Source organism: Streptomyces sp. NPDC059247 (assembly GCF_042754005.1).
Classification (GTDB): domain Bacteria; phylum Actinomycetota; class Actinomycetes; order Streptomycetales; family Streptomycetaceae; genus Streptomyces.
On sequence record NZ_JBHYZW010000001.1, the window covers coordinates 673,910 to 700,316 of the forward strand.

The following is a 26,407-nucleotide window of genomic DNA, read 5'->3' on the forward strand; positions in this document are numbered from 1 at the left end:
GCCGCGCAGGGTATCAGTGGGGACCCCGCCATGACCGGGGATTCACGTACCCTCCGCGCCCGACCATATTCGTACGGTAATCATGGCGGCGGGAGGGAACACTTTGATCTTCAGTCGCAGCCGCCGGAACTCCGCCCCCGCCGCCACGGGAACCTGCCCCTACGCGCACGGGCACCCGACACCCACCGCACCCGCCCCCGGGGCCCGCGCCCCGCGCGCGGACCTGGTGGACCGGGCCGAGGCGGAACGATTCATCCGCCAGTACCACCGCGAGCAGCCCACCGCGGGAAGCCCCGAGGGCCGTCTCCGCGAGGTCCTCGCGGAGATCGGGCGCACCGGCACCTACACCCACACCCCGGAGGAACTGGCCTTCGGCGCCCGCGTCGCCTGGCGCAACTCCGCCCGGTGCATCGGACGGCTCTACTGGCGCGGCCTCGTCGTCCGCGACCTGCGGCACGTCACCGGAGCCGACGAGCTGGCCGCCCACTGCTTCGAGCATCTGCGGCTCGCGGGCAACGGCGGCCGGATCAGACCCGTGATCTCCGTCTTCGCCCCCGACCGGCCGGGCCGTCCCGGACCCCGGATCGTCAACGACCAGTTGGTGCGCTACGCCGGACACCGCACCCCCGAAGGGAACTGGAGCGGCGACCCGCGCGGCGGCCCCCTCACCGAGCGCGCCGTCGCCCTCGGCTGGAAACGGGACCGCGAGCCCTTCCAGGTCCTGCCGCTGATGGTGCGGGAGCGGCCCGACGCCCGCCCCGAGTGGTACGAACTGCCCGACGACACCGTCCTCGAAGTGCCGCTCGTCCACCCCGACCATCCGTGGTTCGCCTCCCTCGGGCTGCGCTGGTACGCGGTGCCCGCGATCAGCGACATGACTCTGGAGATCGGCGGAGTGCGCTATCCGGCGGCGCCCTTCAACGGCTGGTACATGGGCACCGAGATAGGCGCGAGGAACCTCGCCGACCCGGAGCGCTACGACCTGCTTCCGGTGGTCGCCGACCGTCTCGGTCTGGACCGCTCGGCCGAGCGGACCCTCTGGCGCGACCGGGCTCTCGTGGAGCTCAACGTGGCCGTGCTCCACTCCTTCCAGCGGGCGGGCGTGACGATGACCGACCACCACACCGAGTCACGGCGGTTCCTCCGGCACATCGACCGGGAGAACGCGCAGGGCAGACGGACTCCCGCCGACTGGAGCTGGATCGTCCCCCCGGTCTCCGGCTCGGCCACCCCGGTCTTCCACCGCTACTACGACCCGGTGGACCCCTCCCTGCGCCCCGCCTTCCTGGCCCGGGACTGACCGACCGGGGCGGTACGGGCCCGGCGGCGACGTCCGCCCCCGCCGGGCCCGTACCCGGCCCGCCTCAGCCGCGTCCCAGGATCTCGACGACACGGCTGAAACCGTCCGTCCCGTGCCCGAGGGCCACCGCGCGCCGGGCCAGGGACTCGGCGGCGCGCATCGCGCCCGCCTCGATGCCGTGCTCCTCCGAGGCGCGCACGATGTGCTCCATCGTCGAGAGGCCCGAGGTCACCGGGTTGCCCTCGCCGGAGAACCCGCCGCTCTCCACGTCCTCGGCCCACTCGCGGAACAGCGGCGGCAGGATCGCCCCGATGCCCTCGGCGAACGGCGCCAGTTCGGTCGGCGAGACGCCCTCGGCCCGCGCCAGCGCCAGGGCGTGCACATAGCCGGTCATCGACGTCCAGAAGATGTCGAGCAGCGCGATGTCGTACGCCGCCGCCCGGCCGATGTCCTCTCCGAGATGGGTGTGGCTGCCGCCCAGCGCGCCGAGGACCGGCGCGTGCGCGGTGTGGAGCGGTACGGGTCCGCTGTAGAGGAACACCCCCGAGGGCGTGCCGATGCTCGGGGTCGGGGTCATGATCGCGCCGTCGAGGTAGTCGATGCCGTGCTCCTCGGCCCAGCGCCCGGTGTCCCTGGCCCGCGCGGGGGTGTCGGCGCTCAGGTTCACCAGCGTCCGCCCCTTGAGGGCTCCGGCCACCGCGGCGGCCCGCAGGACGGAGTCGGTGGCGTCGTAGTTGACCAGGCAGATGACGGTCAGCGGGCTCGCCGCGACCGCCTCCTCGGCGCTCGTGGCGGTGAGCGCCCCCCGGGCGGCCAGCTCCCCGTCCCGGCCGGGCGTACGGTTCCACACCGTGGTCCGCACCCCGGCGTCCAGGAAGGCCCCGGCCAGCGCCCGGCCCATCGGGCCGAGCCCGAGGACGGTGACGGCGGCGCCGTCCTCCCCGGCGGGAGCGGACGCGGAAGAAGGCGAAGAAGGGGAAGAAGACATGGGTGAACTCCCTTGTATACGAATGAGGAGAAAAGAAGATCCCGGAGGAAGGAGAGGACGCGGATGTCACGCGCCCGAGCCCAGGAGACGAACGTGTGCGGAGTGAGTGCCGCGATCGCCGTCATCGAGGGAAAATGGAAGACCCATCTGCTGTGGCTGCTCGAATCCGGCCCGCACCGCCCCGGCGAAATGCGCCGGAAGCTTCCCGAGATCAGCGAGAAGGTGCTGACCCAGGCCCTGCGGGAGATGGAGGAGGACGGTCTCGTGCACCGTGAGGTGTACGACGTCCTGCCGCCGAAGACCGTCTACTCGCTGACCGGCTTAGGACTCGAACTCTCCGTGGCGCTCGGCCCGTTGACGGACTGGGGGTACCGTCGGATCGACCGTCTCACGGCCGTCCCGGCCGCGGTCTGAGGCCCTCGTGCTCCTTCCTCCGGGCCGCTTCCAGCTTCGCCCGGGGGACGCCGTCCCGACAAGTACCCACAAAAAAGTGGGTGCTCGGGGCACGGGAAAGGGGGCCTCCCGGACGGGAGGCCCCCTTTCTTCCGGCCGGTCAGGGGCGGCGGTCGAGCCGCTCCCCGAAGACGTCCAGGATGCGTTCGGCGGCCAGCGTCGCCGTCAGCTCACCGGCCCTGACCCGCTTCTCCAGGACGGGCGCCAGCTCCTTGACCGCCGGGTCGGTGCGCAGCCGGCGCAGCAGTTCCTCGCGGACCATCGACCAGGTCCAGTCGATCTGCTGCTCCTGCCGTTTGGCCGTGAGGCGGCCGGTGCCGTCGAGCAGGGCCCGGTGGTGGGTGAGGCGCTCCCACACCTCGTCGAGCCCGGTGGACTCGCGGGCGCTGCAAGTCAGCACCGGTGGCGTCCAGAAGGCGTCGGCGCCGTGCATCAGGCGCAGTGCGCCCGCGAGTTCGCGGGCGGCGATCTGCGCGTCCCGCTCGTGGGGGCCGTCCGCCTTGTTGACGGCGACGATGTCCGCGAGTTCCAGGACGCCCTTCTTGATGCCCTGGAGCTGGTCGCCGGTGCGGGCCAGGGTGAGCAGCAGGAAGGAGTCGACCATGTCGGCGACGGCGGTCTCGGACTGGCCGACGCCGACGGTCTCGACGAGGACCACGTCGTGTCCGGCGGCCTCCATCACGACGATCGACTCGCGGGTCGCCTTGGCGACCCCGCCGAGCGTCCCGGCGGTGGGGGAGGGGCGGACGAAGGCCGCCGGGTCGACGGCGAGCCGCTCCATCCGGGTCTTGTCGCCGAGGATGGAGCCGCCGGTGCGGCTCGACGAGGGGTCGACGGCCAGCACCGCGACCCGGTGCCCGAGCCCGGTCAGCATCGACCCGAACGCGTCGATGAAGGTCGACTTGCCGACCCCGGGCACTCCGCTGACGCCGATCCGCACGGCGTTCCCGCTGTGCGGCAGCAGCGCGGTGAGGAGTTCCTGGGCGAGCGCCCGGTGCTGGGGGCGGGTCGACTCGACGAGGGTGATCGCGCGGGCCACGAGCGCCCGTTTCCCCTCGCGGACCCCCCGTACGTAGGTGTCGAGGTCGATCACCGCTCGTGCCCGAGGTCGGCCGCCAGCCGTGTGACCAGGTCGTGGGCCGCGTCGGGGATCACCGTCCCCGGGGGGAACACGGCCGCCGCGCCCATCTCCAGGAGCGTCGCCACGTCCTGCGGCGGGATCACCCCGCCGACCACGATCATGATGTCCTCGCGTCCCTCGGCCGCCAGCTCCTCCCGCAGCGCCGGTACGAGGGTGAGGTGTCCCGCGGCCAGCGAGGAGACCCCGACGATGTGCGCATCGGCCTCGACGGCCTGCCGCGCCACCTCGGCGGGGGTCTGGAACAGCGGGCCGACGTCGACGTCGAAGCCCAGGTCGGCGAAGGCGGTGGCGATCACCTTCTGGCCCCGGTCGTGGCCGTCCTGGCCCATCTTGGCGACCAGGATGCGGGGCCTGCGGCCCTCGGCCTCCGCGAAGGTGTCGACCAGGGCGCGGGTGCGCGCCACGGACGGGGACTCGCCCGCTTCGTTGCGGTACACACCGGAGATCGTACGGATCTGGCCCGCGTGGCGCCCGTAGACCTTCTCCAGGGCGTCGGAGATCTCGCCGACGGTGGCCATGGCGCGGGCCGCGCGCACCGCGAGTTCGAGGAGGTTGCCGTCGCCGCCGGCCGCCCGGGTGAGGGCGTCGAGGGCGTCCCGGCAGGCGGTCTCGTCGCGTTCCTCGCGCAGCCGCCGCAGCTTGGCGATCTGCTGGGAGCGCACGGAGGAGTTGTCGACCTTGAGGACCTCGATCTGTTCGTCGGCGGCCACCCGGTACTTGTTGACGCCGACGACCGGCTGCCGTCCGGAGTCGATCCGGGCCTGGGTGCGGGCGGCGGCCTCCTCGACGCGCAGCTTGGGGATGCCCGCGTCGATGGCCTGGGCCATGCCACCGGCCCGCTCGACCTCCTGGATGTGCTGCCAGGCGCGCCGGGCCAGGTCGTGGGTGAGCCGCTCGACGTACGCGCTGCCTCCCCAGGGGTCGATGACCCGGCAGGTGCCGGACTCCTGCTGGATGAGCAGCTGGGTGTTGCGGGCGATGCGGGCGGAGAAGTCGGTGGGCAGGGCGAGCGCCTCGTCGAGGGCGTTGGTGTGCAGCGACTGGGTGTGGCCCTGGGTGGCGGCCATCGCCTCGACGCAGGTGCGCGTGACGTTGTTGAAGACGTCCTGTGCGGTGAGGGACCAGCCGGAGGTCTGCGAATGGGTGCGGAGCGAGAGGGACTTGGCGTTCTTCGGGTCGAACTGCTTGACGAGCTTGGCCCAGAGGAGCCGGGCGGCCCGCAGCTTGGCGATCTCCATGAAGAAGTTCATGCCGATCGCCCAGAAGAACGACAGGCGGGGGGCGAAGGCGTCCACGTCGAGTCCGGCGGCGCGGCCCGCGCGGAGGTACTCGACGCCGTCGGCGAGCGTGTACGCCAGCTCCAGGTCGGCGGTCGCGCCCGCCTCCTGGATGTGGTAGCCGGAGATGGAGATGGAGTTGTAGCGCGGCATCCGCTGCGAGGTGTAGGCGAAGATGTCGGAGATGATCCGCATCGAGGGCCCCGGCGGATAGATGTACGTGTTGCGGACCATGAACTCCTTGAGGATGTCGTTCTGGATGGTCCCGGCCAGCTTCTCGGCGGGTACGCCCTGTTCCTCGGCGGCCACGATGTAGAGCGCGAGGACCGGGAGGACGGCGCCGTTCATCGTCATCGACACGGTCATCCGGTCCAGCGGGATGCCGTCGAACAGCTGCCGCATGTCGAGGATCGAGTCGATGGCGACGCCCGCCATGCCGACGTCGCCGGTGACGCGCGGGTGGTCGCTGTCGTAGCCGCGGTGGGTCGGCAGGTCGAAGGCGACGGACAGGCCCTTCTGGCCCGCGGCGAGGTTGCGCCGGTAGAAGGCGTTCGACTCCTCGGCGGTGGAGAAGCCCGCGTACTGCCGGATCGTCCACGGCTGGTTGACGTACATGGTGGGGTACGGGCCCCGCAGGTACGGGGCGATGCCGGGGTAGGTGTCCAGGAAGTCCAGGCCCTCCAGGTCCCGGCCGGTGTAGAGCGGTTTGACGCCGATGCCCTCCGGGGTCTCCCAGAGCAGGTCGTCACCGCCGGTGGCCTTCTTGAGGGCCGTGTGCCACGCGTCGGGCGTGCCGCCGGGGGCGGGGGTGCCGAGGGGGATCCCGGTGAAGTCGGGGACGGTCATCGGGACACTCCCATGCGGTCGAGGGCGGTGGAGAGCAGGGCGACGGCGTCACAGCCCGCGAAGAGGTGGGTGTCGACGCCCGGGTGGGCGGCCGGGCGTCCGGCGAGCAGGACGTGGGCGGCGCCCGCCGCCCGCAGCCCGGCGGCGGCGGTCGCGGCCGACTCCTCGTACACCGCGTCGCTGGAGCAGAGGCAGGCCTCGCGGGCTCCGCTCTCCTCGAAGGTGCCCTCGGTGACGGGTTCGATGCCGCCCGCCCGGAAGAGGTTGGCGGCGAAGGCGAGACGGGCCGAGTGGGCGGCGGCGGGGCCGAGCGCCGCCAGATAGACCCGGGGGCGGGAGCCGGTGGCCGCGAGGTGCGCGTCGGAGCGGGCCCGCAGGGCTTCGTAGCCCTCGTCGCGCCGGACGCGGGGGAGCCCGCCGGAGGGCCGCTCGGGCGCGGGCGTCCGGTGCACGGGCTGCTCCGCGAGGTTCGGGAACTCGCTGACCCCGGTGACGGGTTCGCGGCGGGTGGCGAGCCGGGCGCCGCGCGCGGCCCAGGTCGTCGCGATCCGCTCGCCGACGGCGCCGGACCGCAGCGCGGCGGCCTGTCCGCCGGACCGTTCGATGTCCTGGAAGAACGCCCAGGCCGCGTGGGCCAGTTCGTCGGTGAGCCGCTCCACGTACCAGGAGCCGCCCGCCGGGTCGGTGACCCGGGACAGATGGGACTCCTCGATGAGGACGGTGGAGGTGTTGCGGGCGATGCGCCGGGCGAACGCGTCGGGCAGGCCGAGGGCCTCGTCGAAGGGGAGCACGGTGACGCTGTCGGCGCCGCCGACTCCGGCGGCGAGCGCGGCGACGGTGGTCCGCAGCATGTTCACCCACGGGTCGCGGCGGGTCATCATCACCGAGGAGGTCACCGCGTGCTGGCGCTGCGCACCGGCCTCCGGGGCGCCGCAGGCCTCGGCGACCCTGGCCCAGAGCCTGCGGGCCGCGCGGAGCTTGGCGACGGTGAGGAACTGGTCGGCGGTGGCCGCGTAGCGGAACTCCAGCTGTCCGAGCGCCGGAGCGACGTCCAGTCCCGCGTCGGTCAGGGCGCGCAGGTAGGCGACGCCGGTGGCGAGCGAGCAGCCCAGTTCCTGGGCGGCCGAGCCGCCCGCCTCGTGGTAGGGCAGGGCGTCCACGGTCAGGGCGCGCAGGCCCGGGTACCGGTCGGCGCAGCGGCGGGCGAGGGCGGCGGCGGAGTCCGGGTCGCGGGCGGGGCGGCCGGTGCGGGCCTCGTGGCCGAGGGGGTCGGCGCCCAGGTTGCCCCGGGCGGTGCCGGCGGGGACGCCGCGCTCCTCGTACAGCCGCAGGAGTTCGTCGGCGGCGGCGGCCGTCTCGTCGCCCGCGTCGAGGACGACCGGGGCGAGGTCGAGGTAGACGCCGTCGAGGACGCTCGCGAGGGCGGGGACGGGGATGCCGGTGGCGCCGACGCCGAGCCAGAGGGAGGTGACGCCGTTCTCCAGGTCGGTGAGGACGGCGTCACGGTCGGCCGTGAGGTGCTGCTGGCGGACGTCCCAGCCCCCGAGGACGTTCCCCTCGGCGCGTCCGCCGCGGACGAAGGGGGCGAAGCCGGGGAGACCGGCGTCGGGGGCCGCGTCGCGCGCGGTGTAGAGGGGGCGGGTGCCGATGCCCTCCTCGACGAGGGTGGAGAGGGCGTCCTCGGCGGCGTCGCCGGACACGTCCTTGCCGGACTTGCGCAGCACGCCGGCCACGAGGTGTTGCCACTGTTCGTGTGGCGCGTCAGGGAATTCGGACGCCAGGGAGAGCCCGTCGTCAGGCAGGACCGTCATGCTCGGATGCTAGGGGAGATCGTCAAAGGAGCAGGAGGGCGTACGACTGTGACCTTCTTCTCTTCGGGTCCCGGCTCCGGGGAGGGGGTGCGCGGCGGGGCGCGCAGGGCCGACGGGCCGTGAGCGGCCCGTTCCCGTGGGGCGGTTGTCAGTGGCGGCTGGAACGCTGGGTCCCATGGACAGGGACGAGGAACTGTTGCGGGGCCGGGTGTACGGCCAGGAGCACGACGACCCCCGGCCGGGCCCGAGGCCCGGCCGGGTCTACGCGGAGCTGGTGGGGGGTCCGCTGGACGGGCTGCTGCTCGATGTCACGGAGCGGGCGGTGGACGAGCGGGACTCGGGTGTGGCCCTGGAGACGGAGCTGGGCAGGCACGGGGCGGCGGGCCGGTCCTTCTACGATCCGCGCCCGGGTGACGCGGCCCGCTTCGACTGGTCGGGTGACGCGCCCTGACGGAGCGTCCGGGCGTGTCGCGGGGTTCCCTGGCACCCGCACTGTAAGTTAGCTTAGGCTTACCTAAGTAACGCTGACTCCGTCACCTGCCCGGGAGAACTCGGATGCACCCCTTCAGCCCCCGCGCCACACGCCCCACCCCCGCCGAACGCGTCCGGTCCGTACTCGCCGCCGCCCACTCGATGACGGTCGTGTCCGACGGGCACCAGCAAGAGGTCCACCGGCTCGACGGCGGCGGCCCCATGGGCCACATCCACCTCCACGACCCCGCCGAGGAGACCCACGCGGCCTCCGCCGCCCGCATCCCCGTCCGCCTGGAGTTCACGGACATCGCCCCCACCCCCGTACGCGACCGGCTGCGGGCCCGCGTCACCCTGACCGGCCTCCTCGCCACCCCGTACAGCACCGACGCGGACACCAGCATCTGCATGGAGTTCGGACAGGCACTCGTCGAGGACGCCACCGGCCGCAGCTTCATCACCCTCGAAGAGCTCCACGACACCGACATCGACCCCCTCGCCACCTGCGAGGCGTCCATGCTCACCCACCTCGTCGACCGCCACGCCGAACTCGTCCCCCTCCTCCTGCGACTCGTCCGGCCGCGCCCCGAGCGCGACATGGTCCGCGCCCTCCCCCTCGCCCTCGACCGCTACGGCATCACCCTCCGCCTCGAACACCCCTCCGGCGACCAGGACGTCCGGCTGCCCTTCCCCACCCCCGTCACCGACGTCGACCAGGCCGGGGCCCGCATCCACGCCCTGTTCGCCGCCGCCCGCCGCGCCTCCCACCCCAACCGCCTCCTGACCTGACCCGGCACCCGACCCGACGGCCCCCGGCACCCGCCGGGATGCCGGAGCGCCCCGGCGGGCGAACAATGGACCGGGTAGGCGCGCACAGTCGGCGCCGGGACCGCTCGGGGACCCCCAACCGGACACGCCACCGCCATGAACGCTGGAAGCCCGGCCACAGGCCGACCGTCACCGCCCAGAGGCGCGCTCCACCGGCTCGGCCACTGGTGCGCCCGCCACTTCCTCGTCGTCATCGCCCTGTGGCTGGCGGCGGTCGCCGGACTCCAGATCGTCGACCGGACCGTCGGCGGCCAGTTCTCCGACGACTTCTCCCTCCCCGGAGTGCAGTCCGCGCAGGGCCTCGACGTCCTCACGGCACACGACCCCGCCGCCGGGGGCTACGGCGCCCAGATCGTCCTGAACCGCCCCTCGGGACCGCTCGCCGACGAGTCCGCCGCCGTCGGCTCGGCCGTCGCCTCCCTGCAGAAACTGCCCGACGTCCTCAGCGCCCAGAACCCACTGCCGCCCCAGGGCACCACACCGCCCCCGCCGCCCACCGGCACCCCCGACACCGGTCCGCTCTCCACCGACGGCAGGACCGCCTACATCACCGTCCGCTTCAGCGTCCCGCCCGCCACCCTCGGCACCGGCTACCTGCCCGGCGTCGACGCCGCCGTCCAGCCGCTGCGCGCCGCCGGAGTCACCGTCGAGTACGGCGGACCGCTCGGTGAGCTCGCCCGGCCGCAGGCCGACGACCGCACCAGCGAGGCCATCGGCTTCGCCGTCGCCGTCCTCGTCCTGCTCATCGGCTTCGGCAGCGCCGTCGCCGCCGTCCTCCCCCTGATCACGGCACTCCTCGGGGCGGTCTGCGGCCTCGCGCTCCTCGGCCTGGCCGCAGCCGCCTTCACCTTCGGCACGGTCTCGCCCACCCTGGCCACCATGATCGGCCTCGGCGTCGGCATCGACTACGCCCTGTTCCTCGTCACCCGCCACCGCCAGAACCTCATGAACGGGCACGATCCCGCCGAATCCGCCGCCCTGGCGACCGCCACCAGCGGCCGGGCCGTCCTCGTCTCCGGCTGCACGGTCGTCATCGCCCTCTCGGGCCTCTGGGTCTCCGGCGTCACCTTCATCGGAAAACTGGGCCTGGCAGCCGCCTTCACGGTCGTCACCGCCGTCCTCGCCGCACTCACCCTCGTCCCCGCCGTACTGGGCCTCGTCGGCCGCCGGATCGACCGCTACCACGTACGCCCGCCCGTCGCCGAGACCGACGCCGAGCCCGGAGCCGCCGCCCACGGCACTTGGCACCGCTACGCCCGGCGGGTCGAGAGACGCCCCTGGTGGTTCCTGACCGGTGGAGTCGTCGCGCTCGCCGTCCTCGCGATCCCGCTGTTCTTCATCCAGCTCGGCCACATCGGCGACGGCGCCGACCCGAAGTCGTTCACCGACCGGAGGGCGTACGACCTGATCTCCACCGCCTTCGGACCCGGCGCGAACGGCCCCCTCACCCTCGTCGTCGACCAGACGGCCGTACCCGCCGCCGACCGCGCCGCCCTCGCCGGCAGACTCCAGCAGGCGCTCACCGGAGTGCCGGACGCCGCCGCCGTCACCCCGCTCGAGGCCACCCCCGACGGCGACGTCCTCGTCGGCACCGCCTACTCGGTCGCCTCCCCCCAGGACGAGCGGACCACCCACCTCACCGACCACCTCGTCGACGACGTCCTGCCGCGGGCGGTGGCGGGCACCGACGCGAAGACCTACGTCACCGGCACCACCGCCGCCCAGGTCGACTTCCTCGACATCGTCTCCAGCAGGCTCCCGCTCATCATCTCCGTCGTCGTCGCCCTCGCCTTCCTCGTCATCCTCGTCGTCTTCCGGGGCCTGCTCGTCGCGGTCAAGGCCGCCGTGCTCAACGTGCTCTCCATCGCCGCCTCGTACGGAGTCGTCGTGGCCGTCTTCCAGTGGGGCTGGGGCGGACCCGCGCTCGGCGTCTCCGGCAAGGTGCCCATCGAGAGCTATGTGCCGATGATGATGTTCGCCATCGTCTTCGGGCTCAGCATGGACTACGAGATCTTCCTGCTGTCCCGGGTCCGCGAGGCCTGGCTGCGCACCGGTGACGCCAAGGACGCCGTGGCCCAGGCCCTGGAGATCACCGCCCGGGTGATCACCTGCGCGGCGCTGATCATGGTGAGCGTCTTCGCCGCGTTCATCCTCTCGGACAACGTCGTGGTGAAGATGCTCGGTCTCGGCCTCGCGGCCAGTGTCCTCATCGACGCCACCGTGGTCCGGCTGCTCCTGGTGCCCGCGGTGCTGACCCTGCTGGGCGGGCGCGCCTGGTGGACCCCCCGCTCCCTGGACCGGCTCCTGCCCCACCTGGACACCGAGGGCGAGGGGGGACCGGAGCGGCCCGCCCCGCCTCCGGCCACCACGCCCCGGGGGTGATCCCCTCCGTCGGCACCCCGGCGGCCTCTGGATACCTAGGGGGGTATTTGACTTCGGTCGTCGGGCTGCTTACGGTCGAGTGCATCCATACCCATGGGGGTATCCGGGCGTGCGGGGCGCCACCGGGTGCACCCCGCTCCGGACGGAGGGTCCGCCGTGTTCTTCGCGCAGTACTACCTCGACTGCCTCTCCCAGGCCTCGTACATGATCGCCGACGAGACGACCGGCCGGGCGGTGGTCGTCGACCCGCGACGGGACGTCTCCGAGTACCTCGCCGACGCCGAAGCCCGGGGCCTCACCGTCGTCGGGGTCGTCAACACCCACTTCCACGCGGACTTCGTCGCCGGACACCTGGAGATGGCCGACCGCACCGGAGCCTGGATCGGCTACGGCTCCCGCGCCGAGACCGAGTACCCCGTCCGCAAGCTCGCCGAGGGCGAGCGGATCTCCCTCGGCGACGTCACCCTCGGCATCATGGAGACCCCCGGGCACACGCCCGAGTCGATCAGCGTCCTCGTGTACGAACACGCCGACGACACCGTCCCGTACGGGGTGCTGACCGGCGACGCCCTCTTCATCGGCGACGTCGGGCGACCCGACCTGCTCGCCTCCGTCGGCGTCACCGCCGAGGAACTCGGCGCGATGCTCCACGACAGCGTCCAGCGCAAGCTGATGTCCCTGCCCGACGAGGTCCGGGTCTTCCCCGCCCACGGCGCCGGATCGGCCTGCGGCAAGAACCTGTCCACGGAGAAGTCGTCCACCATCGGCGAGCAGCGCGCCACCAACTACGCCTGCGCGCCCATGGACCGCGCGGACTTCGTCGCCCTCGTCACCGAGGGCCAGCCCGCCGCCCCCGGCTACTTCGCCTACGACGCCGACCTCAACCGCAGGGAACGCCCCCTCTACGACGGCGCCACGGCCCCCCGTCCGCTGTCCCGCGCGGACTTCACCGGGCTCCGCCGGGCGGGCGCGGTCGTCGTCGACGCCCGGGACCCGCAGGAGTTCGCCGCCGGACACCTGCGCGGCGCGGTCAACGTACCCGCCGACGGACGCTTCGCCGAACAGGCCGGAACCGTCCTCACCCCCGACACTGACCTCCTGGTGATCGCCCCGGAGAACCGTACGGACGAGGTCGTCACCCGGCTCGCCCGCATCGGCTTCGACCGGGTCGCGGGCTACCTCCGCAACCCCGAGGACGCCCTGCGCGAACTGGCCGACGAGGTCGTCCCGGCCGGCCGCCTCACCGCCGCCCGGCTGCGGACCGCCCTCGCCGGGGACTGGCCGCCGCTCGTCGTGGACGTGCGCACCCGAGGCGAGCGGGAGGCCGCGGGCTTCATCGACGGCGCCCTGAACATCCCGCTGAGCGAACTGTCCGCCCGCACCGCCGAACTCCCCGCCGACCGGCCCCTCGTCGTGCACTGCGCGGGCGGACACCGCTCCTCCGTCGCCGCCAGCCTGCTGCGCCACCACGGCTTCGAGGACGTCTCCGACCTCCTCGGCGGCTGGACGGCCTGGTCCCTCACGGCGGACCGGGCCGCAGCCTGACGCGACGCCGGACGAGCGGGGCGGGGGCGGGAGGATCGGGCCCGGTTGCCGGGGCCATCACGCGGACCGGCGCCGGGGCCGGGGCGGGACGCGTTCGTCAGAAGACCGCTCCGTCCGTCCCGTCCCCGCCACCCCGGACGGTCCCGCCCCGCCCTCCGCCCGTCCCGTCCCCGCCGCCCCCCCCGGACAGTCCCGCCCGGTCGGGGCGTCCGGTCTCAGCTCCGGGCCAGTTCCCCGAGCAGTTTCCAGGTGCGGCGGCGGTCCTGCTCGCCGCCCAGGTCCGTCGACGTGAACACCACCTCCGTCGCGCCCGCCTCGCGGTAGCGCCGTACCTCCGCCGCCACGGTCTCCTCGTCGCCGATCGCCGCCAGCTCGGCCGCCCCCGAGACCCCGGACAGATCGAGGACGCGCCGGTACGAGGGGATCGACTCGTACAGCGCCAGCGCCCCGGCGGCGGCCCGCCGTACCGCCTCGACGTCCGAAGTGACGACGCCCGGGACGAGCGCCACGATCCGGGGCGCGGGACGGCCCGCCGCGCTCGCCGCCGCCGTCACCGCCGGGACGATGTGCTCGGCGAGCGCCCGGGGCCCCGCGAGGAACGGCAGGATGCCGTCGGCCAGTTCACCGGAGACCCGCAGCGCCTGCGGCCCCATCGCGGCCACCAGCACCGGCACGGTGGGCCGGGCGCCCGGCACCGCCGCCGAGTACGGCGTCGTCGCGGTCAGCAGCTCCCCGTGGAAATCCGCCTCGCCCGTCTCCAGCAGCGGACGCAGCGCCGTCAGGAACTCCCTGAGCAGACCGACGGGCCGCCGGTACGGGATGCCGAAACCGTCCTCGGTCAGCTGCCTGGTGCCGAGCGCGAGCCCGAGGTGGTAGCGGCCCCCGGTCGCCGCCTGTGCCGTCTGCGCCTGGCTGGAGACGATCAGCGGATGCCTGCCGAAGACCGGGATCGCGGAGGTCCCCACGTGCAGGCCCGGCACCTCCCGTCCGACGATCGCCGCGAGCGACGGCGAGTCGTACCCGAAGGTCTGGCCGAACCACGCCGAACGCAGTCCCGCGTCGCGGGCCTCGCGCGCGAGCGCCACCGTGTCGTCGATCGTGTGCTGGACGGAGGTCGATGCGAGTGTCACTCCCAGAGTCATGAACGGGCCAACCCGACTACGGGGAAAGGGAATTCCCTCCGGGTGTGAACACTGTGTTGCGCGTCGGGCCGCGACACGGGGGGGTGTCCCCGTCGCCGCGCCGGGCCGCGAGACGACAGGGGAAGCCGCAGGCCCCCGGCGCGGCGCCGGGGACACCCCCGCGACGATGGGGCGATGACGACATCCTCAGAGGTGGACGCGCCCGTCGCACGGGCACCTGCCGGACGGACCGGCGAGGCGGGCGCCCCCTCCCTCGACCCCGCCCGGCGCGCCCGGCCCGCCGCCGAGTACCGGGCCGCCCGGGAGCCGCCGAGGGCGGCGGCCGACCCCGGGGACGTCGGGACGATCCCGCGCGTCGTCGACCCCGGACTCCCGGACGAGCCCACCTCCCGCTGTGACGCGGGTCACCGGAACCCCGCCCGGGGGACGGACAGACAAGGGACGTGAACATCGACCTGCGCGCACGCATCAGGGACGGGGACCCTTCGGCCTTCGCCGAACTCTTCGACTCCTACGCCCGGAGCGTCTACAACCACGCCTTCCGGCTGACCGGAGACTGGTCGGTCGCCGAGGACGTCATGGCGGCGACCTTCCTCGAAGCCTGGCGGCTGCGGAAGAAGGTGGACCCCGAAGGGGGTTCGATCCGCCCCTGGCTCCTGGGCGTCGCCACCAACGTCGCCCGCAACCACTGCCGGAGCAACCGGCGTTACCGGGCCGCCGCCCTCGCCTACGCCACGGCGGGCCCGCCGGAGGCGTCCGTGCCCGACCACGCCGCCGAGGTCGCCGGACGCCTCGACGACCGGCGCCGGATCGCCGCCACCCTCCGGGCCCTGGCCTCCCTGCGCCGCACCGAACGCGAGATCCTCGTGCTCTGCCTCTGGGAGGGCCTCGCCTACACCGAGGCCGCCGAAGCCCTCGGACTGCCCGTCGGCACCGTCCGCTCCCGGCTCTCCCGCGCCCGCTCCCGGCTCCGTGACGGCGCGGAGGAGGAACTCGCCCGCGAAGGACGCCGGGAATCCGTGCCCCCGGATCGGGAACCCGCCCCCCGCTCCCGACAGACAACAGGTGACCGCGTGACAACGGTCCGGCCCGCGCAGGAAGGAATCCGATGAACCCCGAACCGAACAAGCCGACCACGGCACACCGGAACACCACCGGAGAGCTCCCCGCCATCGAGGAGCGCGAACTCCCCCCGGGCCGCCACCTGTTCCACAAGGAGCGCCTGATGAACCAGATCCACGACGACCGCCTCACCGCCGCCGCGCGGCCCGCCCCGCGCAACCCGTTCCTGCGGAAGGCGATCCTCCTTCCGACGGCGACCGCCCTCGCCGGAGCCCTCGCCGTCGGCGTCCTCCTCCTCACCGGAGACCCGCAGGGCCCGGACGACCGCGCCACGGGCCCCGTCCTGACCACCTCGATCGGCACCGCCGACAGCCAGGGGGCTCCCCGGCTCCTCGACCGCATCTCGCTCGTCGCCGCGGGTACCGAGGCCCCCGAGAGCCGCGCCGGCCAGTACCTCTACTTCGAGTCCCGGGTCGCGGGCACCCACGTCAAGACCGTCGACGGCGTCACCAGCGTGGTCAGCGACCCCCTCCACACCCGCCGCGCCTGGAAGTCCCCGGACGGCCTCAAGGGCTGGCTGATCGAGCCCGGCAACACCGGACCCGAAGGCATCACCCTCGAAGGGCTGGACGAGCGGGGCAAGGTGCCCGAGCCCCACCTCGGCGCACCCTCGCACGACTATCTGGCCACCCTGCCCACCCAGCCCGACGCCCTGCTCCGGAAGATCTACAAGGAGACCCGGGGCCAGGGCAACGGCAAGGACCAGCAGGCGTTCTCCACCATCGGCGACCTCCTCGTGGAGAGCTGGCCGTCGCCCCGGCTCGCGTCCGCGCTCTACAAGGCCGCGGCGAAGATCCCCGGTGTCGTCATCGTCGACGGCGCCACCGACGCGGCGGGACGCAAGGGCGTCGCGATCGCCCGGCTCGACCCCGTCGGCGGCCAGCGCACCGAGTGGATCTTCGACCGGAAGACCCTCACCTTCCTGGGCACCCGGAGCGTGCAGGTGAACCCCGGGACCGGTGCGGACGCGGTGGTCAAGCCCGGCACCGTCATGTACACCAACGCGATCATGGTCCGCACCTTCGTCGACGACATGAAGGTCGCTCCGTAGGACCGCCCTGCCCGTACGACCGGAACGCCTGCCCGTACGACCGGGCAGGCCTACCCGTACGGCCGGGCAGGCCTACCCGTACGGCCGGACCGCCCTGCCCGTACGGCCGGACCGACCGTGCCCCGCATCGGGCTCAGTCGGTCCGGCCCGAGGCCCAACCGCCCAGTTCCGTGGCGCGGTTGGTGATGATCCCGTCCACCCCGAGCGCGTCCAGGGCCTTCCAGCGCGCCGGGGTGTCCACGGTCCACACATTGACCGCCACGCCCGCCGCGTGCAGTTGCCCGACCAGTTCCGGACGGGTGCGGAGCGCGCCGTCCGAGACGTTGTACGCGGCCAGGCCCAGTTTCCCGGCCAGTGCCACCGGATCGGCGTCGAGGGTGTCGCGCAGCAGCCCCAGCGGCAGTTCGGGCGCCAGCTCGCGGACGTACCGCAGGGACGCAGGGTCGAAGCTCTGGACGAAGACCCGGCCGGTCATGTCCTGGTCCCGGACCTCCTGGACGATCCGGGCCACCTCGGCGCGGCTGTGCGGCCCCTTGACCTCCAGGAGCATCTTCCCGCCGCGCTCCCTGAGGTCCTTGAGCTGGGCGGCCAGGGTCGGCACCCGGGTGCCCGCGTAGACGGGGGCGAACCAGGAACCGGCGTCCAGGGCGTCGATCTGGGCAGCCGTCAGCGAACGGATCGGACCCGTGCCGTCGGTGGTCCGGTCCACGGTCGTGTCGTGGAGCACGTACGGCACGCCGTCCTTGCTCGGCTGGACGTCGTTCTCGATCCAGACGGCCCTGCCCCGGCGGGCCACCTCGTCCGACACCAGGGTGTTCTCGGGCGCGGCGGAGGGGGCGCCCCGGTGGGCGATCACCGTCGGAGGCGCCCCGGCGGCGCGCAGCGGGAGACGACCGGCCGCCCGCGCGGGCTGGTGCGCCCCCGTGGTCCGGTCCCCGGCCTTGGCGTCGCCCGTCGGCACCTCGTGCCTCCCGCCGCCCTGCGGCCGGGGCGCCAGGACCCCGACCCCGCTCCCCGGTCCGGGTGGACCGACGAGGAGCGCTCTCGCGGCGGCGCCCGCCACGGGGAGGGCCGTCGAGGGTGACAGCGGGGCGGTGACCTCGACGGCGGTCGCGATTCCCACGACGGCGGCGAGGGCGGCGAGGGTGGCCGCCGCGCGTCGACGGGACCGGGCGGTGGGAGGCTGAGGGTCTCTCATGTCCGGACAGTCTAGGGCCTGTCGTCACATTCCCGTCGTCGCTGTGGGGCAGGCGGGAATGTGACGACAGGTCCTGGAGGGGGCCTGGCCGCGACACGGCGGGCGGCACGAGCCCTTCGCCGGAATCGTCCCCCCTGCGGCATGGTGAGGACGTGCCCGGAGCCGTGCCATCGGGGGATCTCGGCCGGGCGCGGGAGTCAGGGGGACCCATGGACAGAGTGGCGGGAAACGGACCGGCCGGAGACGGCGGCCCCGACGGTGGTCCCGGGGGCGGCACAGGCCCGGCCCCCGGCCGTACGGATGCCCGGCGGACGCCCGGAAGCAGCACGGGTCCGGCGCCGGAGCCCGCCGCCCCGGCCGTCCGGACGCACGGCCGGGGCGTCCTCGAAGGCGCGTTCGCGCTGCTCGACGCCCTGCGGCGGAGCGGCGACGAGGCCGGGGTGACCGAACTCGCGCTGATCTGCGGAGTCCCCAAGGGAAGCGTCCACCGGCTGCTCGACCAACTGGTCGGACTCGGCGCCGTCGAACGCCGGGGCAACCGCTACCGGGTCGGCCCGCAGCTCTACCGCCTGGGCCAGGCGTGGGAGCCGCACCCCGGACTGCGGCCCGCCGCCCGGCTCCCGCTCCAGCGGCTCCGCGCCGCCACCGGGGCCAGCCTGGTCCTCACCGTGCTGCGCGAGGAGATGGCGATCACCGTCGGTTCGGTGCCGGGCGACCTCGAACCGGTCCTGCCCGTCCGGGACGGCCTCGCGTTCCGCCTGGACACCGCCGCGGGGAAGGCCCTCACGGGACCCCTGCGCGGCGGACCCGTCCTCGACCGCGAGGACGTGCTGGCCGGAGTGTGCTGCGCCGCGCTCCCGGTCCGCGCCCCCGACGGGCGCACGGTCGCGGCGCTCGCCGCCATGGTCCCGGCGGGACGGCCGCTCGACGCGCTGGGCCGGGCCGTCGCCGAGGCGGGCGCCGCGATCACCCGCGCGCTCGGCCGGGGCGGCCCGTCGCGCACCGTCCCGGCCGCCGCGCCCGTGCTCTGAGGGACGTACGAGGGAGGGTCGGGCGCCCCTGTTCCGGCCAGTGGAACGCGCGTAGAACGGGACGCGGACGACGGGCACAGTGGTGTGCGTGCCGGGGGGAAACGGCACACCGGAACCGCCCGGACGGGCGGTCCGGAACCACAGTCACACCAGTGACCCGATGTGTGGGGGGACCACATGAGCAAGAACCGATTCGCCCGAGCCGCCGCCACCGCCCTTCTCGGGCTCGGCAGCGTCGCCGCCTTCGCCGGGACCGCCCAGGCCGAGCCGATCGACTACGTGCGGATCGAACTCGTCGAACTGCACTGCCAGCAGAACAGCGAGGGCGACCACGACGAGGCCTATCTGAAGATCACCGACGCCAACGGCAACGCCGTCAAGGTCTGGCCCGGCAACGGCGTCAAGTACCAGACCATGGGCACCGGTTACGTCCGCTCCATGGCCGACGGCAACAGCAGCGCGGCCCTCGTCCTCGGCAAGCAGCAGGCCCGCACCCTGACCCTCTGGGACTACGACTCCTTCGGCGGCGACGACAAGCTCGGCGCCACCCTCGTCACCGGCACCGAGGTCGGCGCCGAGACCCAGTGGCGCACCGTCGAGGGCTCCGGCGGCGTCTACGTGATCGGCTACCGCGTCATCGACATCTGACCGGAGCCGCCGGGGCGCCCGGCGGGCGAGGGGGGAAGGGGGTCGTGCCGGGCGACCGGCACGGCCCCTCCGTCCGCCCCGGGTCAGTCCGCGCCAGGGGCGACCAGTTCGCCCGACCGCGCCACCCGCCCGTACCAGCGGGCGCTGGACTTCGGCGTCCGCTCCAGGGTGTCGTAGTCCACCCGCACCGCGCCGAACCGCTTCGCGTAGCCGTACGCCCACTCGAAGTTGTCCAGGAGCGACCAGAGGAAGTAGCCGCGCACATCGGCCCCGTCCTCGATCGCCCGGTGCACCGCCGTCAGATGCGCGTGGACGTAGGCGGCCCGCTCGGGATCGTGCACGGAGCCGTCGGGGGCCACCACGTCCTCGTAGGCCGCCCCGTTCTCGCTGATCACCAGCGGAAGTCCGGGGTACGCGGCCGAGAGCCGCACCAGCAGGTCGTACAGTCCGCTCGCGTCGACCGGCCAGCCCATCGCGGTCCGTCCGCCCGGCGCCCGGTGGAAGGCGACCCGGTCCGCGCCCGGCCACGGCGAGTGCGCGCTGTCGCCGTGCCCGTCGTCCTGGGGCTTCTCAGCCCCCTCGGGAACCTCCGAAACCACCGTCGGCGTGTAGTAGTTGACCGCGAGGAGGTCCAGCGGCTGCCGTACGGCGGCCGTGTCGCCGTCCCGGACGAAGGACCAGTCGGTCACCCGGGCCGTGTCGGCCAGCAGGTCCTCCGGATAGGCGCCCGCCAGCATCGGACCCAGCCAGATCCGGTTGCCGACCGCGTCGATCCGGCGGGCCGCGTCCAGGTCCCCGGCGGAACCGGTCAGCGGACGCACCTCGTGCAGATTGAGCGAGACGGCGAGCTGCCGGTCGGCGGGCAGCGCCGACCGCAGGGCCTGGACCGCCAGCCCGTGCCCCAGGTTGAGGTGGTGCGCGGCCCGCAGCGAGGCCACCGGGTCGGTGCGGCCCGGGGCGTGCACCCCGGAGCCGTACCCCAGGAAAGCCGTGCACCAGGGCTCGTTGAGCGTGGTCCAGCGGACCACCCGGTCGCCGAGGGCGTCGGCGACGATCCCCGCGTACTCGGCGAACCGCTCGGCGGTGGCCCGCTCCGGCCAGCCGCCCGCGTCCTCCAACTCCTGCGGCAGGTCCCAGTGGTAGAGCGTGAGCGCGGGCTCGATCCCGGCGGCGAGCAGTTCGTCGACCAGCGCCCGGTAGAAGTCGAGGCCCTTCTGCACGGCCGGACCCCGGCCGGTCGGCTGCACCCGGGACCAGGAGACGGAGAACCGGTAGGCGTCCAGGCCGAGTTCGGACATGATGCGGACGTCCTCGCGGAACCGGTGGTAGTGGTCCACGGCCACGTCACCGGTGTGCCCCCCGAAGACCTTGCCGGGGGTGTGCGAGAAGGTGTCCCAGATGGACGGCGTACGGCCGTCCTCCGCCGCTGCTCCCTCGATCTGGTACGCGGCGGTGGCCGCGCCCCAGAGGAAGCCGGGCGGGAACGAGCGGGTGACGGTGAGCGGCCGGGTTTCGGACGCGGTCATAGGAGGAAGCTCCCAACGCGTGTGCGGGATGAGTACCGTGAAGTGAAGTGAAGTGAAGTGAAGTGGGGTGAGGGGCGGCCGGTCAGCTCTTGACCGCACCGGCCGTGATGCCGCCGACGATGTGCTTGCCGAGGAAGGCGAAGACGAGCAGCAGCGGCATGGTGGATATGAGGGCGCCGGTCAGCACGATGGCGTGGTCCACGCTGTGGTTGCCCGCGCCGAGCCCCGCGAGCGCCACCTGGAGGGTGGGACTGCCGTCCGGAGTGAGCGCGATGAACGGCCAGAAGAAGTCGTTCCACGCCTGGACGAAGACCAGCATTCCGAGCACGGCCATCGCGGGCCGCGCCACCGGGAACACCACGTGCCAGATGATCCGGAGACTGTGCGCGCCGTCCATCCGGGCCGCCTCCACCAGCTCCACGGGCAGCGCCTCGACGAGGTACTGGCGCATGAAGAACACACCGAAGGCGGCGACGAGCGAGGGCAGCACCACCGACTGGAGCTGGTCGACCCAGCCGAGGTCGGTGATGATCCGGTAGAGCGGGATGACACTGAGCTGGGGCGGGATCGTCATGGTGGCGACCACCAGCGACAGCAGCAGCCCACGGCCCCGGAAGGGGAGTTTCGCGAAGGCGAACCCGGCGAGCGTGGAGAACAGGACGGTGGACGCGGCCACCAGGCTCGCCACGATCGTCGTGTTGACCAGCGCCTCGCCCATGTCGACCTGGTTCCAGGCGAAGGTGAGGTTCTCCAGGAGACGGGAGCCGGGCAGCAGCGGTGCGGGGGCCTCCACCACCCGCTCGCCGGTGTGCGAGGCGGCGACCACGTTCCAGTACAGCGGGAAGAGCGAGACCACCGCCGCCACGGCGAGCAGGACGTACGTCAGGGGTCCGGCGTGGTGCTGCCGTCCGGCGGCCGGGCGTGTCCGCCGTCCCGGCCGGGCCGTCCCCGGCGCCGGGCGGGACCGATGGGGCGGACGGGACCTGCGGGGCGGGCGGGGTCGGCGGGGCGGGTCGAGAGTGCGGGCCATCGGGTCAGCCCCCCAGCTTCTTGCGGTGGTGGCGGGAGACGAGGGCCTGGCCGCCGCCGACGATCAGCAGGAGCAGCAGCATGACCCATGCGAGCGCCGAAGCCTGCCCCAGCGCGCCGGTCACCCAGCCCTTCTCGTACATCAGCAGGCTCAGGGTCTGGAACTGGTTGCCGCTGCCGCCGCTGATGCCGACGCTCCCGCCGTACAGCATCGGCTCGCCGAACAGCTGGGTGGCGCCGATGGTGGAGACGACGATCGTGAACAGGACGGTCGGGCGGATGGAGGGGATGGTGACGCTGAGGAACTGGCGCCAGCGGGAGGCCCCGTCGAGCGCGGCGGCCTCGTACAGGTCCCGTGGCACGGCCTGCATCGCGGCCAGGTAGATCAGCGCGTTGTAGCCGGTCCAGCGCCAGACGACGATCGTGGAGATCGCGATCTGGGCGGGCCACCGGGACGCCTCCCAGTCGACCGGGCCGATCCCGACCACGTCGAGGAAGGTGTTGATCAGCCCGTAGTCGGTGTTGAACAGCTGGGCGAAGACCAGCGTCGCCGCCGCGATCGAGGTGGCGTACGGGGCGAGGACCGCCACCCGGAAGAAGCCCCGGCCCCGCAGCTTGTAGTGGAGCAGATGGGCGAGCCCCAGGGCCATGAGGAGCTGCGGGACGGTCGAGATCACCCCGATGGTGAAGGTGTTGAGGAGCGCGTTCCAGAAGAACTCGCTGGTCGCCAGGTCGGTGTAGTTCTCCAGGCCCTTCCACCGCGCGCCGCCGCCCAGCTCCACCCGGTTCAGCGAGAGCCAGCCGGTGTAGATCAGCGGGAAGAGGCCGAAGGCGGCGAAGGTGAGGAAGAAGGGGGCGACGAAGAGGTACGGGGCCGCGGTGACGTCCCAGCGGTAGAGGGCGCCGCGCAGACCGGCCGGGGCGGCACGGCGACCGCGCGGGCCGGGGGAGGAGGGCGGTGCGGAGGGCGGCGGTGAGCCGTCCGGCCGCGCCCGAACGGAGGTGGCCACGGGGGCGGTCCTTCCAGGTCGATGCGGGGGGTGGTGCGGACGGTGCCGGTCCGCCGCGCTCGGCGGCGGACCGTGCACCCGGCCTCCGCTACTGGTCGATCTTGTCGTCGATCAGCTTCTTGACGTTCTCCCAGGCCTTGGCCGGGTCGGTGCCGCGCTGCTCGATGTCGAGGATCCCGTTGTCGGTGAGGAAGGTCTTCACCTGGCCGTCGTAGCGGCTGATCGTGGCGGGCGTGATCCGGGCCGCCGCGCCGGAGAAGATCCTGCCGACCGGGGTGTCACCGAAGTAGGGCAGCTTGGCGTCCTGGACCGCCGGTGAGGTCAGGGTGTCCTTGGACGAGGGGATGTTGCCGTTGACCGCGAACACCTTGGCGTGCTGCGCCGGGGCGGTCAGCCAGGCGGCCAGCTCGGCCGCCTCCTCGGTGTGCTTCCCGGACTTCGGTACGGCGAGGAAGGCGCCGCCCCAGTTGCCCGCGACGGGCGGGGCGGCGATGTCCCACTTCCCCTGGTTGGCGGCGCCCGCCTGGTCCTTGATGATGCCGGTCATCCAGCTGGGGCAGGCGACGGTGGCGAACCTGGAGTTCTTGAACGCCGCGTTCCAGGTGCCCTTCTCGTCGAACTGGCGCAGTCGGGCGGTGAGTCCGCCCCGCGCCGCCGCGACGGCGGTGTCCCAGGCCTTCTTCACTCCGGGGCTGTTCTCCCAGTCGAGCTTGCCGCTCGCGTCGGCGTACTGCACCGGATCGCTGGAGACCACGGCGTTGAACAGGCCGCTCGCGGAGTCGTGGAAGGCGGTGCCCGCGGGCGCCTTCTTCTGGTAAGTCCTTCCGGTCTCCAGGAACTTGGCCCAGTCGCCCGCCCACAGCCTGCCGACCTCGTCCCGGTCGGTGGGCAGCCCGGCCTTGGCGAAGAGGTCCTTGTCGTAGCAGACGGCCATCGGGCCGATGTCCGTGCCGAGGCCGATGACCCTGCCGTCCGGGGTCGTCGCCTGCTTGACCTTCCAGTCGAGGAAGGCGCCGATGTCCGCGCCGCCCTCCTTGCTCAGGTCCACCCACTTGTCGGCCATGGACGGGCCGGTCGCCTCCGCGATGAAGCCCACCTCGACGGCCTGGATGTCCGCGAGACCGCTGTCGCGGGAGAGGCGCAGCTTCAGGGTGTCCCAGTACTTCTGGCCGTCGGCGACGTTCGATTCCTCGATCCTGATGCGGGGGTGGGTCTTCTCGTACTCGGCGTAGAGCTTGGCGCCGGTCTTGTCGTCGTAGCCGAAGGAACCGAAGGTCCCCACCCGCAGCGTGATCCTTCCGTCGCCCTCGGCTCCGCCGCCGTCCCCGCCGCAGCCGGTGAGCAGGGCGGTGCCGGTCATGACGGCGGCGACCGCCGCGCTCGCCGCACGGCGTCCGCGTCTGCTGCTGGAAGTGCGCATTCCACTCTCCTCGTCCCCAGGTGCTGCTCGTGGTGCGCCCAGAGGTCCGGCCGGCCGGTCGCGGCTCGGCGGCGCCCGCCGGAACCCGGCACAAGGCTCCGCGCTCCCGGATGGGAGCGCTCCCACGTCGTTGCCGGAAGGTTGCTGCCTGGCGGGTACGGGTGTCAAGACATGAACGCGGATTCGTCCCCGGAAGGCCTTCCGGGGGGTTTCGCGACCCTCGGCGGGCACGCTCACGTCATCTCCTGAACGCGCCGCCGCGACGGCCGGACGCCCTTCCGTGGCGTTCGGGGTGGGGCCGAAGGAGCCGGTCGTGCGCGAGTCGTGCCGAGGGACGGGGCCGTGGCCGGCCGGACGGGTGGGGGCCCGGTCGGCCACGGGGCCCGGTGGGGCGCTACAGCGCCGGGTGGGCGTTCCTCATCAGCTCCTGGAACTGGGCGGAGAACCACCGGCCCGAGACCGGGGCGTCCGGCAGCGCCCCCGACATGCTGTTGCCGTTGCGGGCGTTGCCCGTGTACGTCGGGTCGCACATCCGGTCGAAGCCCTTGCCCTCGTTGTTCGGGATCTCCTTGCTGGAGCCGTCCGACTCGCCCGGGGGCTTCATCCAGACGTACGCGTCGATGCCCGCGGAGGGCGCGGTCCGGGGCCGTTCGCCGAGTCCGGCGCCGGACTGGTTGCACCAGTTGCCGAGGTGGATGCGCCGGTCGTAACGGCCGCCGTCGACATAGGTGTTCACGCTGGTCGTGGGGCCCGCCGTGGTGGGACGGGCGGCGCCGCCCCAGCCGTTGCGGGAGGTGTCGATCAGCATTCCGATGTTGCTGTCGAAGCCGAGCGAGACGAGTGCGGTCCGCATGGCCTGGGCGTAGGACAGTTCGTCGGTGTAACGGTTCCAGTCGACCCACTTCGACTGGCGTACGGAGACGCCGTTCACGTTGTCGTCGATCCTGAAGTGGTCCTCCTTGAGTGCGCTGTAGTTGGCGGTGTTGACGATGAAGCCGTGGACGGCGGAGAGCGTGGAGCCCTCGGCGGTGGCCGCCTGCCGGAACAGTTCCGCGGAGGCGCCGAAGTTGTCGTCCCAGCCGAGCCAGCCGTGATGGCCCGCGTCCACGTAGTTGTAGACGTTGCCGATCGCGCCGAGCTTCCTGAGCGCGTAGCCGACCCCGGCGACGTAGTTGCCGTTGGCCTTCATCACATCGCAGTTGGCGGTGGCGGTCGGGCGTCCGCTGACGTTGGTGACGAGGTTGGGCAGCGAGTCGATCTCGACCGTGGTGACGATCCGGAGGCCCGCGTACGCGGGGTCGGCGAGGATCGCGGCGATCGGGTCGATGTACTCGGTCCGGTAGCGGCCGATCTCGGTGGGGCCCAGCTCGCCGTTGGAGGCGAGCGCGGCACAGTCGCGGCCGGGCAGGTTGTAGACGACGAGCTGGACGACGAGTTCGCCGGAGCCCTTCTGGCGCAGGGCCTCGTCGAGGTGGGCGCGCAGGCCCATGGAGGTGGTGGAGCCGTTGACGGCGGCGATCCGGTCGAGCCAGACGCCGGTGGGCTGGTCGGCGATCCTGCCGCCGCCGGGCTCGGCGGCGGCCTTGGCGGACCACTCGGGGTTCACGTACACCTTCGCCCCGGCGTACGGGTTGTCGGCCTTGCCGCCCGTCGGCGGGGTCGTGGGAGGGGTGGTCGGCGGGGTGGTCGGGGGCCGTGTCGGTTCGGTGGTGCCGTCGCAGACGACCCCGTTGAGCCGGAAGGTCGCGGGGACGGCGTTGGTGCCGCTGTACGAGGCGTTGAAGCCGAAGGACGTCGAGCCTCCGGTGGCCAGGGTCCCGTTGTAGGAGACGTTCTTCGCGGTGACGGCGACGCCGGACTGGGTGATCGTGGCGTTCCAGCCCTGGGTGACCCGCTGGTTCCCGGCGTAGGACCACTCGACGGTCCACGCGGCCACCGGGTCACCGGTGTTGGTGACGGTCACGGCGGCGCCGAAGCCGGTGTTCCACTGGTTGGTGACCTGGTAGTCGACCTTGCAGCCGGGGGTGGCGGCGCCTGCGCTCGCCGTGCCGAAGACGGTGGCGGTGGCGCCGGTGGCCGTGACGAGGCCGAGGGCCGCCAGGAGGGCGGTGCGACTGATGCGACTCATGCGGGTGGTGGTCCTTTCGGGGGGTGAGGGCGCGCAGCCCGATGCCGAGCGCGGTGGGAG

At 73.1% G+C, this 26,407-nt stretch carries 22 protein-coding genes; 11 read left to right on the top strand and 11 right to left on the bottom strand.

The features are described from left to right. The first annotated feature begins 103 nt into the window (after positions 1-103). Positions 104-1,300, top strand: a complete 1,197-nt coding sequence (locus tag ACFXGN_RS02760; RefSeq protein ID WP_384852463.1) for a nitric oxide synthase oxygenase — start codon at positions 104-106, stop codon at positions 1,298-1,300. A 64-nt stretch (positions 1,301-1,364) separates the two neighbouring features. On the opposite strand, the gene ACFXGN_RS02765 is transcribed toward ACFXGN_RS02760, so the two are convergent. Continuing rightward, positions 1,365-2,288, bottom strand: a complete 924-nt coding sequence (locus tag ACFXGN_RS02765; RefSeq protein WP_384852466.1) for an NAD(P)-dependent oxidoreductase — start codon at positions 2,286-2,288, stop codon at positions 1,365-1,367. A gap of 63 nt (positions 2,289-2,351) precedes the next feature. Between ACFXGN_RS02765 and ACFXGN_RS02770 the strand changes: the two genes are divergently transcribed. Further along, complete coding sequence (locus tag ACFXGN_RS02770; protein WP_384852468.1) at positions 2,352-2,702, top strand: winged helix-turn-helix transcriptional regulator; 351 nt, start codon at positions 2,352-2,354, stop codon at positions 2,700-2,702. A 139-nt stretch (positions 2,703-2,841) separates the two neighbouring features. On the opposite strand, the gene meaB is transcribed toward ACFXGN_RS02770, so the two are convergent. From meaB to ACFXGN_RS02785, 3 genes are read right to left on the bottom strand one after another with little or no spacing between them, the layout of a single operon-like run. Continuing rightward, positions 2,842-3,834, bottom strand: a complete 993-nt coding sequence (gene meaB, locus ACFXGN_RS02775) for a methylmalonyl Co-A mutase-associated GTPase MeaB (protein ID WP_384852469.1) — start codon at positions 3,832-3,834, stop codon at positions 2,842-2,844. Continuing rightward, positions 3,831-6,005 (bottom strand): methylmalonyl-CoA mutase, encoded by a 2,175-nt coding sequence (gene scpA, locus ACFXGN_RS02780; RefSeq protein WP_384852472.1) that lies wholly within the window; start codon positions 6,003-6,005, stop codon positions 3,831-3,833. Before scpA ends, meaB begins: the two co-directional genes overlap by 4 nt. Continuing rightward, on the bottom strand, positions 6,002-7,816 hold the full coding sequence (locus ACFXGN_RS02785; protein WP_384852475.1) for a methylmalonyl-CoA mutase family protein: 1,815 nt from the start codon (positions 7,814-7,816) through the stop codon (positions 6,002-6,004). The genes scpA and ACFXGN_RS02785 overlap by 4 nt, the downstream gene beginning before the upstream one ends. Positions 7,817-7,991: 175 nt before the next feature. On the opposite strand from ACFXGN_RS02785, the gene ACFXGN_RS02790 reads away from it, so the two are divergent. The 4 genes from ACFXGN_RS02790 to ACFXGN_RS02805 all read left to right on the top strand — a co-directional run bounded on the left by ACFXGN_RS02790 (position 7,992) and on the right by ACFXGN_RS02805 (position 13,042). Then, positions 7,992-8,267 carry a hypothetical protein gene (locus tag ACFXGN_RS02790; RefSeq protein WP_384852478.1) on the top strand — a complete coding sequence of 92 codons (276 nt, stop codon included), beginning with the start codon at positions 7,992-7,994 and terminating at the stop codon, positions 8,265-8,267. 104 nt (positions 8,268-8,371) lie between these two features. Beyond that, a complete protein-coding gene (locus tag ACFXGN_RS02795; RefSeq protein WP_384852481.1) occupies positions 8,372-9,076 on the top strand; it encodes a DUF2470 domain-containing protein in 705 nt (234 codons plus the stop codon). 135 nt (positions 9,077-9,211) lie between these two features. Then, positions 9,212-11,497, top strand: a complete 2,286-nt coding sequence (locus tag ACFXGN_RS02800) for an MMPL family transporter (RefSeq protein WP_384852484.1) — start codon at positions 9,212-9,214, stop codon at positions 11,495-11,497. Between the two features lie 156 nt (positions 11,498-11,653). Beyond that, the gene (locus ACFXGN_RS02805) at positions 11,654-13,042 is read left to right on the top strand and encodes a rhodanese-like domain-containing protein (protein ID WP_384852487.1); all 1,389 of its coding nucleotides are present in this window, start codon (positions 11,654-11,656) and stop codon (positions 13,040-13,042) included. 215 nt (positions 13,043-13,257) lie between these two features. Here the strand turns inward: ACFXGN_RS02805 and ACFXGN_RS02810 are convergent, their stop codons facing one another. Further along, entirely contained in the window at positions 13,258-14,184 is a 927-nt protein-coding gene (locus ACFXGN_RS02810; protein ID WP_384852490.1) for an LLM class F420-dependent oxidoreductase, read from the bottom strand. 174 nt (positions 14,185-14,358) lie between these two features. Between ACFXGN_RS02810 and ACFXGN_RS02815 the strand changes: the two genes are divergently transcribed. From ACFXGN_RS02815 to ACFXGN_RS02825, 3 genes are read left to right on the top strand one after another with little or no spacing between them, the layout of a single operon-like run. Further along, positions 14,359-14,631 carry a hypothetical protein gene (locus tag ACFXGN_RS02815; protein WP_384852493.1) on the top strand — a complete coding sequence of 91 codons (273 nt, stop codon included), beginning with the start codon at positions 14,359-14,361 and terminating at the stop codon, positions 14,629-14,631. Continuing rightward, entirely contained in the window at positions 14,628-15,296 is a 669-nt protein-coding gene (locus ACFXGN_RS02820) for an RNA polymerase sigma factor (protein WP_384852496.1), read from the top strand. The genes ACFXGN_RS02815 and ACFXGN_RS02820 overlap by 4 nt, the downstream gene beginning before the upstream one ends. Next, the gene (locus ACFXGN_RS02825; protein ID WP_384852499.1) at positions 15,293-16,357 is read left to right on the top strand and encodes a CU044_5270 family protein; all 1,065 of its coding nucleotides are present in this window, start codon (positions 15,293-15,295) and stop codon (positions 16,355-16,357) included. The genes ACFXGN_RS02820 and ACFXGN_RS02825 overlap by 4 nt, the downstream gene beginning before the upstream one ends. A gap of 133 nt (positions 16,358-16,490) precedes the next feature. Here the strand turns inward: ACFXGN_RS02825 and ACFXGN_RS02830 are convergent, their stop codons facing one another. Then, positions 16,491-17,555: a glycerophosphodiester phosphodiesterase gene (locus tag ACFXGN_RS02830; RefSeq protein WP_384852501.1), complete on the bottom strand. Its 1,065-nt coding sequence runs from the start codon at positions 17,553-17,555 to the stop codon at positions 16,491-16,493. Positions 17,556-17,764: 209 nt separating this feature from the next. Here ACFXGN_RS02830 and ACFXGN_RS02835 point away from each other — a divergent pair, with 209 nt between their 5' ends. Both ACFXGN_RS02835 and ACFXGN_RS02840 read left to right on the top strand, forming a co-directional pair. Beyond that, the gene (locus ACFXGN_RS02835) at positions 17,765-18,586 is read left to right on the top strand and encodes an IclR family transcriptional regulator (protein WP_384852504.1); all 822 of its coding nucleotides are present in this window, start codon (positions 17,765-17,767) and stop codon (positions 18,584-18,586) included. Positions 18,587-18,763: 177 nt separating this feature from the next. Beyond that, positions 18,764-19,234 (top strand): hypothetical protein, encoded by a 471-nt coding sequence (locus ACFXGN_RS02840; RefSeq protein WP_384852507.1) that lies wholly within the window; start codon positions 18,764-18,766, stop codon positions 19,232-19,234. 83 nt (positions 19,235-19,317) lie between these two features. Here the strand turns inward: ACFXGN_RS02840 and ACFXGN_RS02845 are convergent, their stop codons facing one another. The 5 genes from ACFXGN_RS02845 to ACFXGN_RS02865 form a co-directional block, all read right to left on the bottom strand. Continuing rightward, positions 19,318-20,760 (bottom strand): GH1 family beta-glucosidase, encoded by a 1,443-nt coding sequence (locus ACFXGN_RS02845; protein ID WP_384852510.1) that lies wholly within the window; start codon positions 20,758-20,760, stop codon positions 19,318-19,320. 82 nt (positions 20,761-20,842) lie between these two features. After that, positions 20,843-21,790 carry a carbohydrate ABC transporter permease gene (locus ACFXGN_RS02850; RefSeq protein WP_384852513.1) on the bottom strand — a complete coding sequence of 316 codons (948 nt, stop codon included), beginning with the start codon at positions 21,788-21,790 and terminating at the stop codon, positions 20,843-20,845. A 4-nt stretch (positions 21,791-21,794) separates the two neighbouring features. After that, positions 21,795-22,799 (bottom strand): carbohydrate ABC transporter permease, encoded by a 1,005-nt coding sequence (locus ACFXGN_RS02855; RefSeq protein WP_384852516.1) that lies wholly within the window; start codon positions 22,797-22,799, stop codon positions 21,795-21,797. Positions 22,800-22,887: 88 nt separating this feature from the next. Then, positions 22,888-24,219 carry an ABC transporter substrate-binding protein gene (locus ACFXGN_RS02860; RefSeq protein ID WP_384852519.1) on the bottom strand — a complete coding sequence of 444 codons (1,332 nt, stop codon included), beginning with the start codon at positions 24,217-24,219 and terminating at the stop codon, positions 22,888-22,890. A 394-nt stretch (positions 24,220-24,613) separates the two neighbouring features. Next, the gene (locus ACFXGN_RS02865; RefSeq protein ID WP_384852522.1) at positions 24,614-26,347 is read right to left on the bottom strand and encodes a glycoside hydrolase family 6 protein; all 1,734 of its coding nucleotides are present in this window, start codon (positions 26,345-26,347) and stop codon (positions 24,614-24,616) included. Positions 26,348-26,407: the final 60 nt, after the last annotated feature.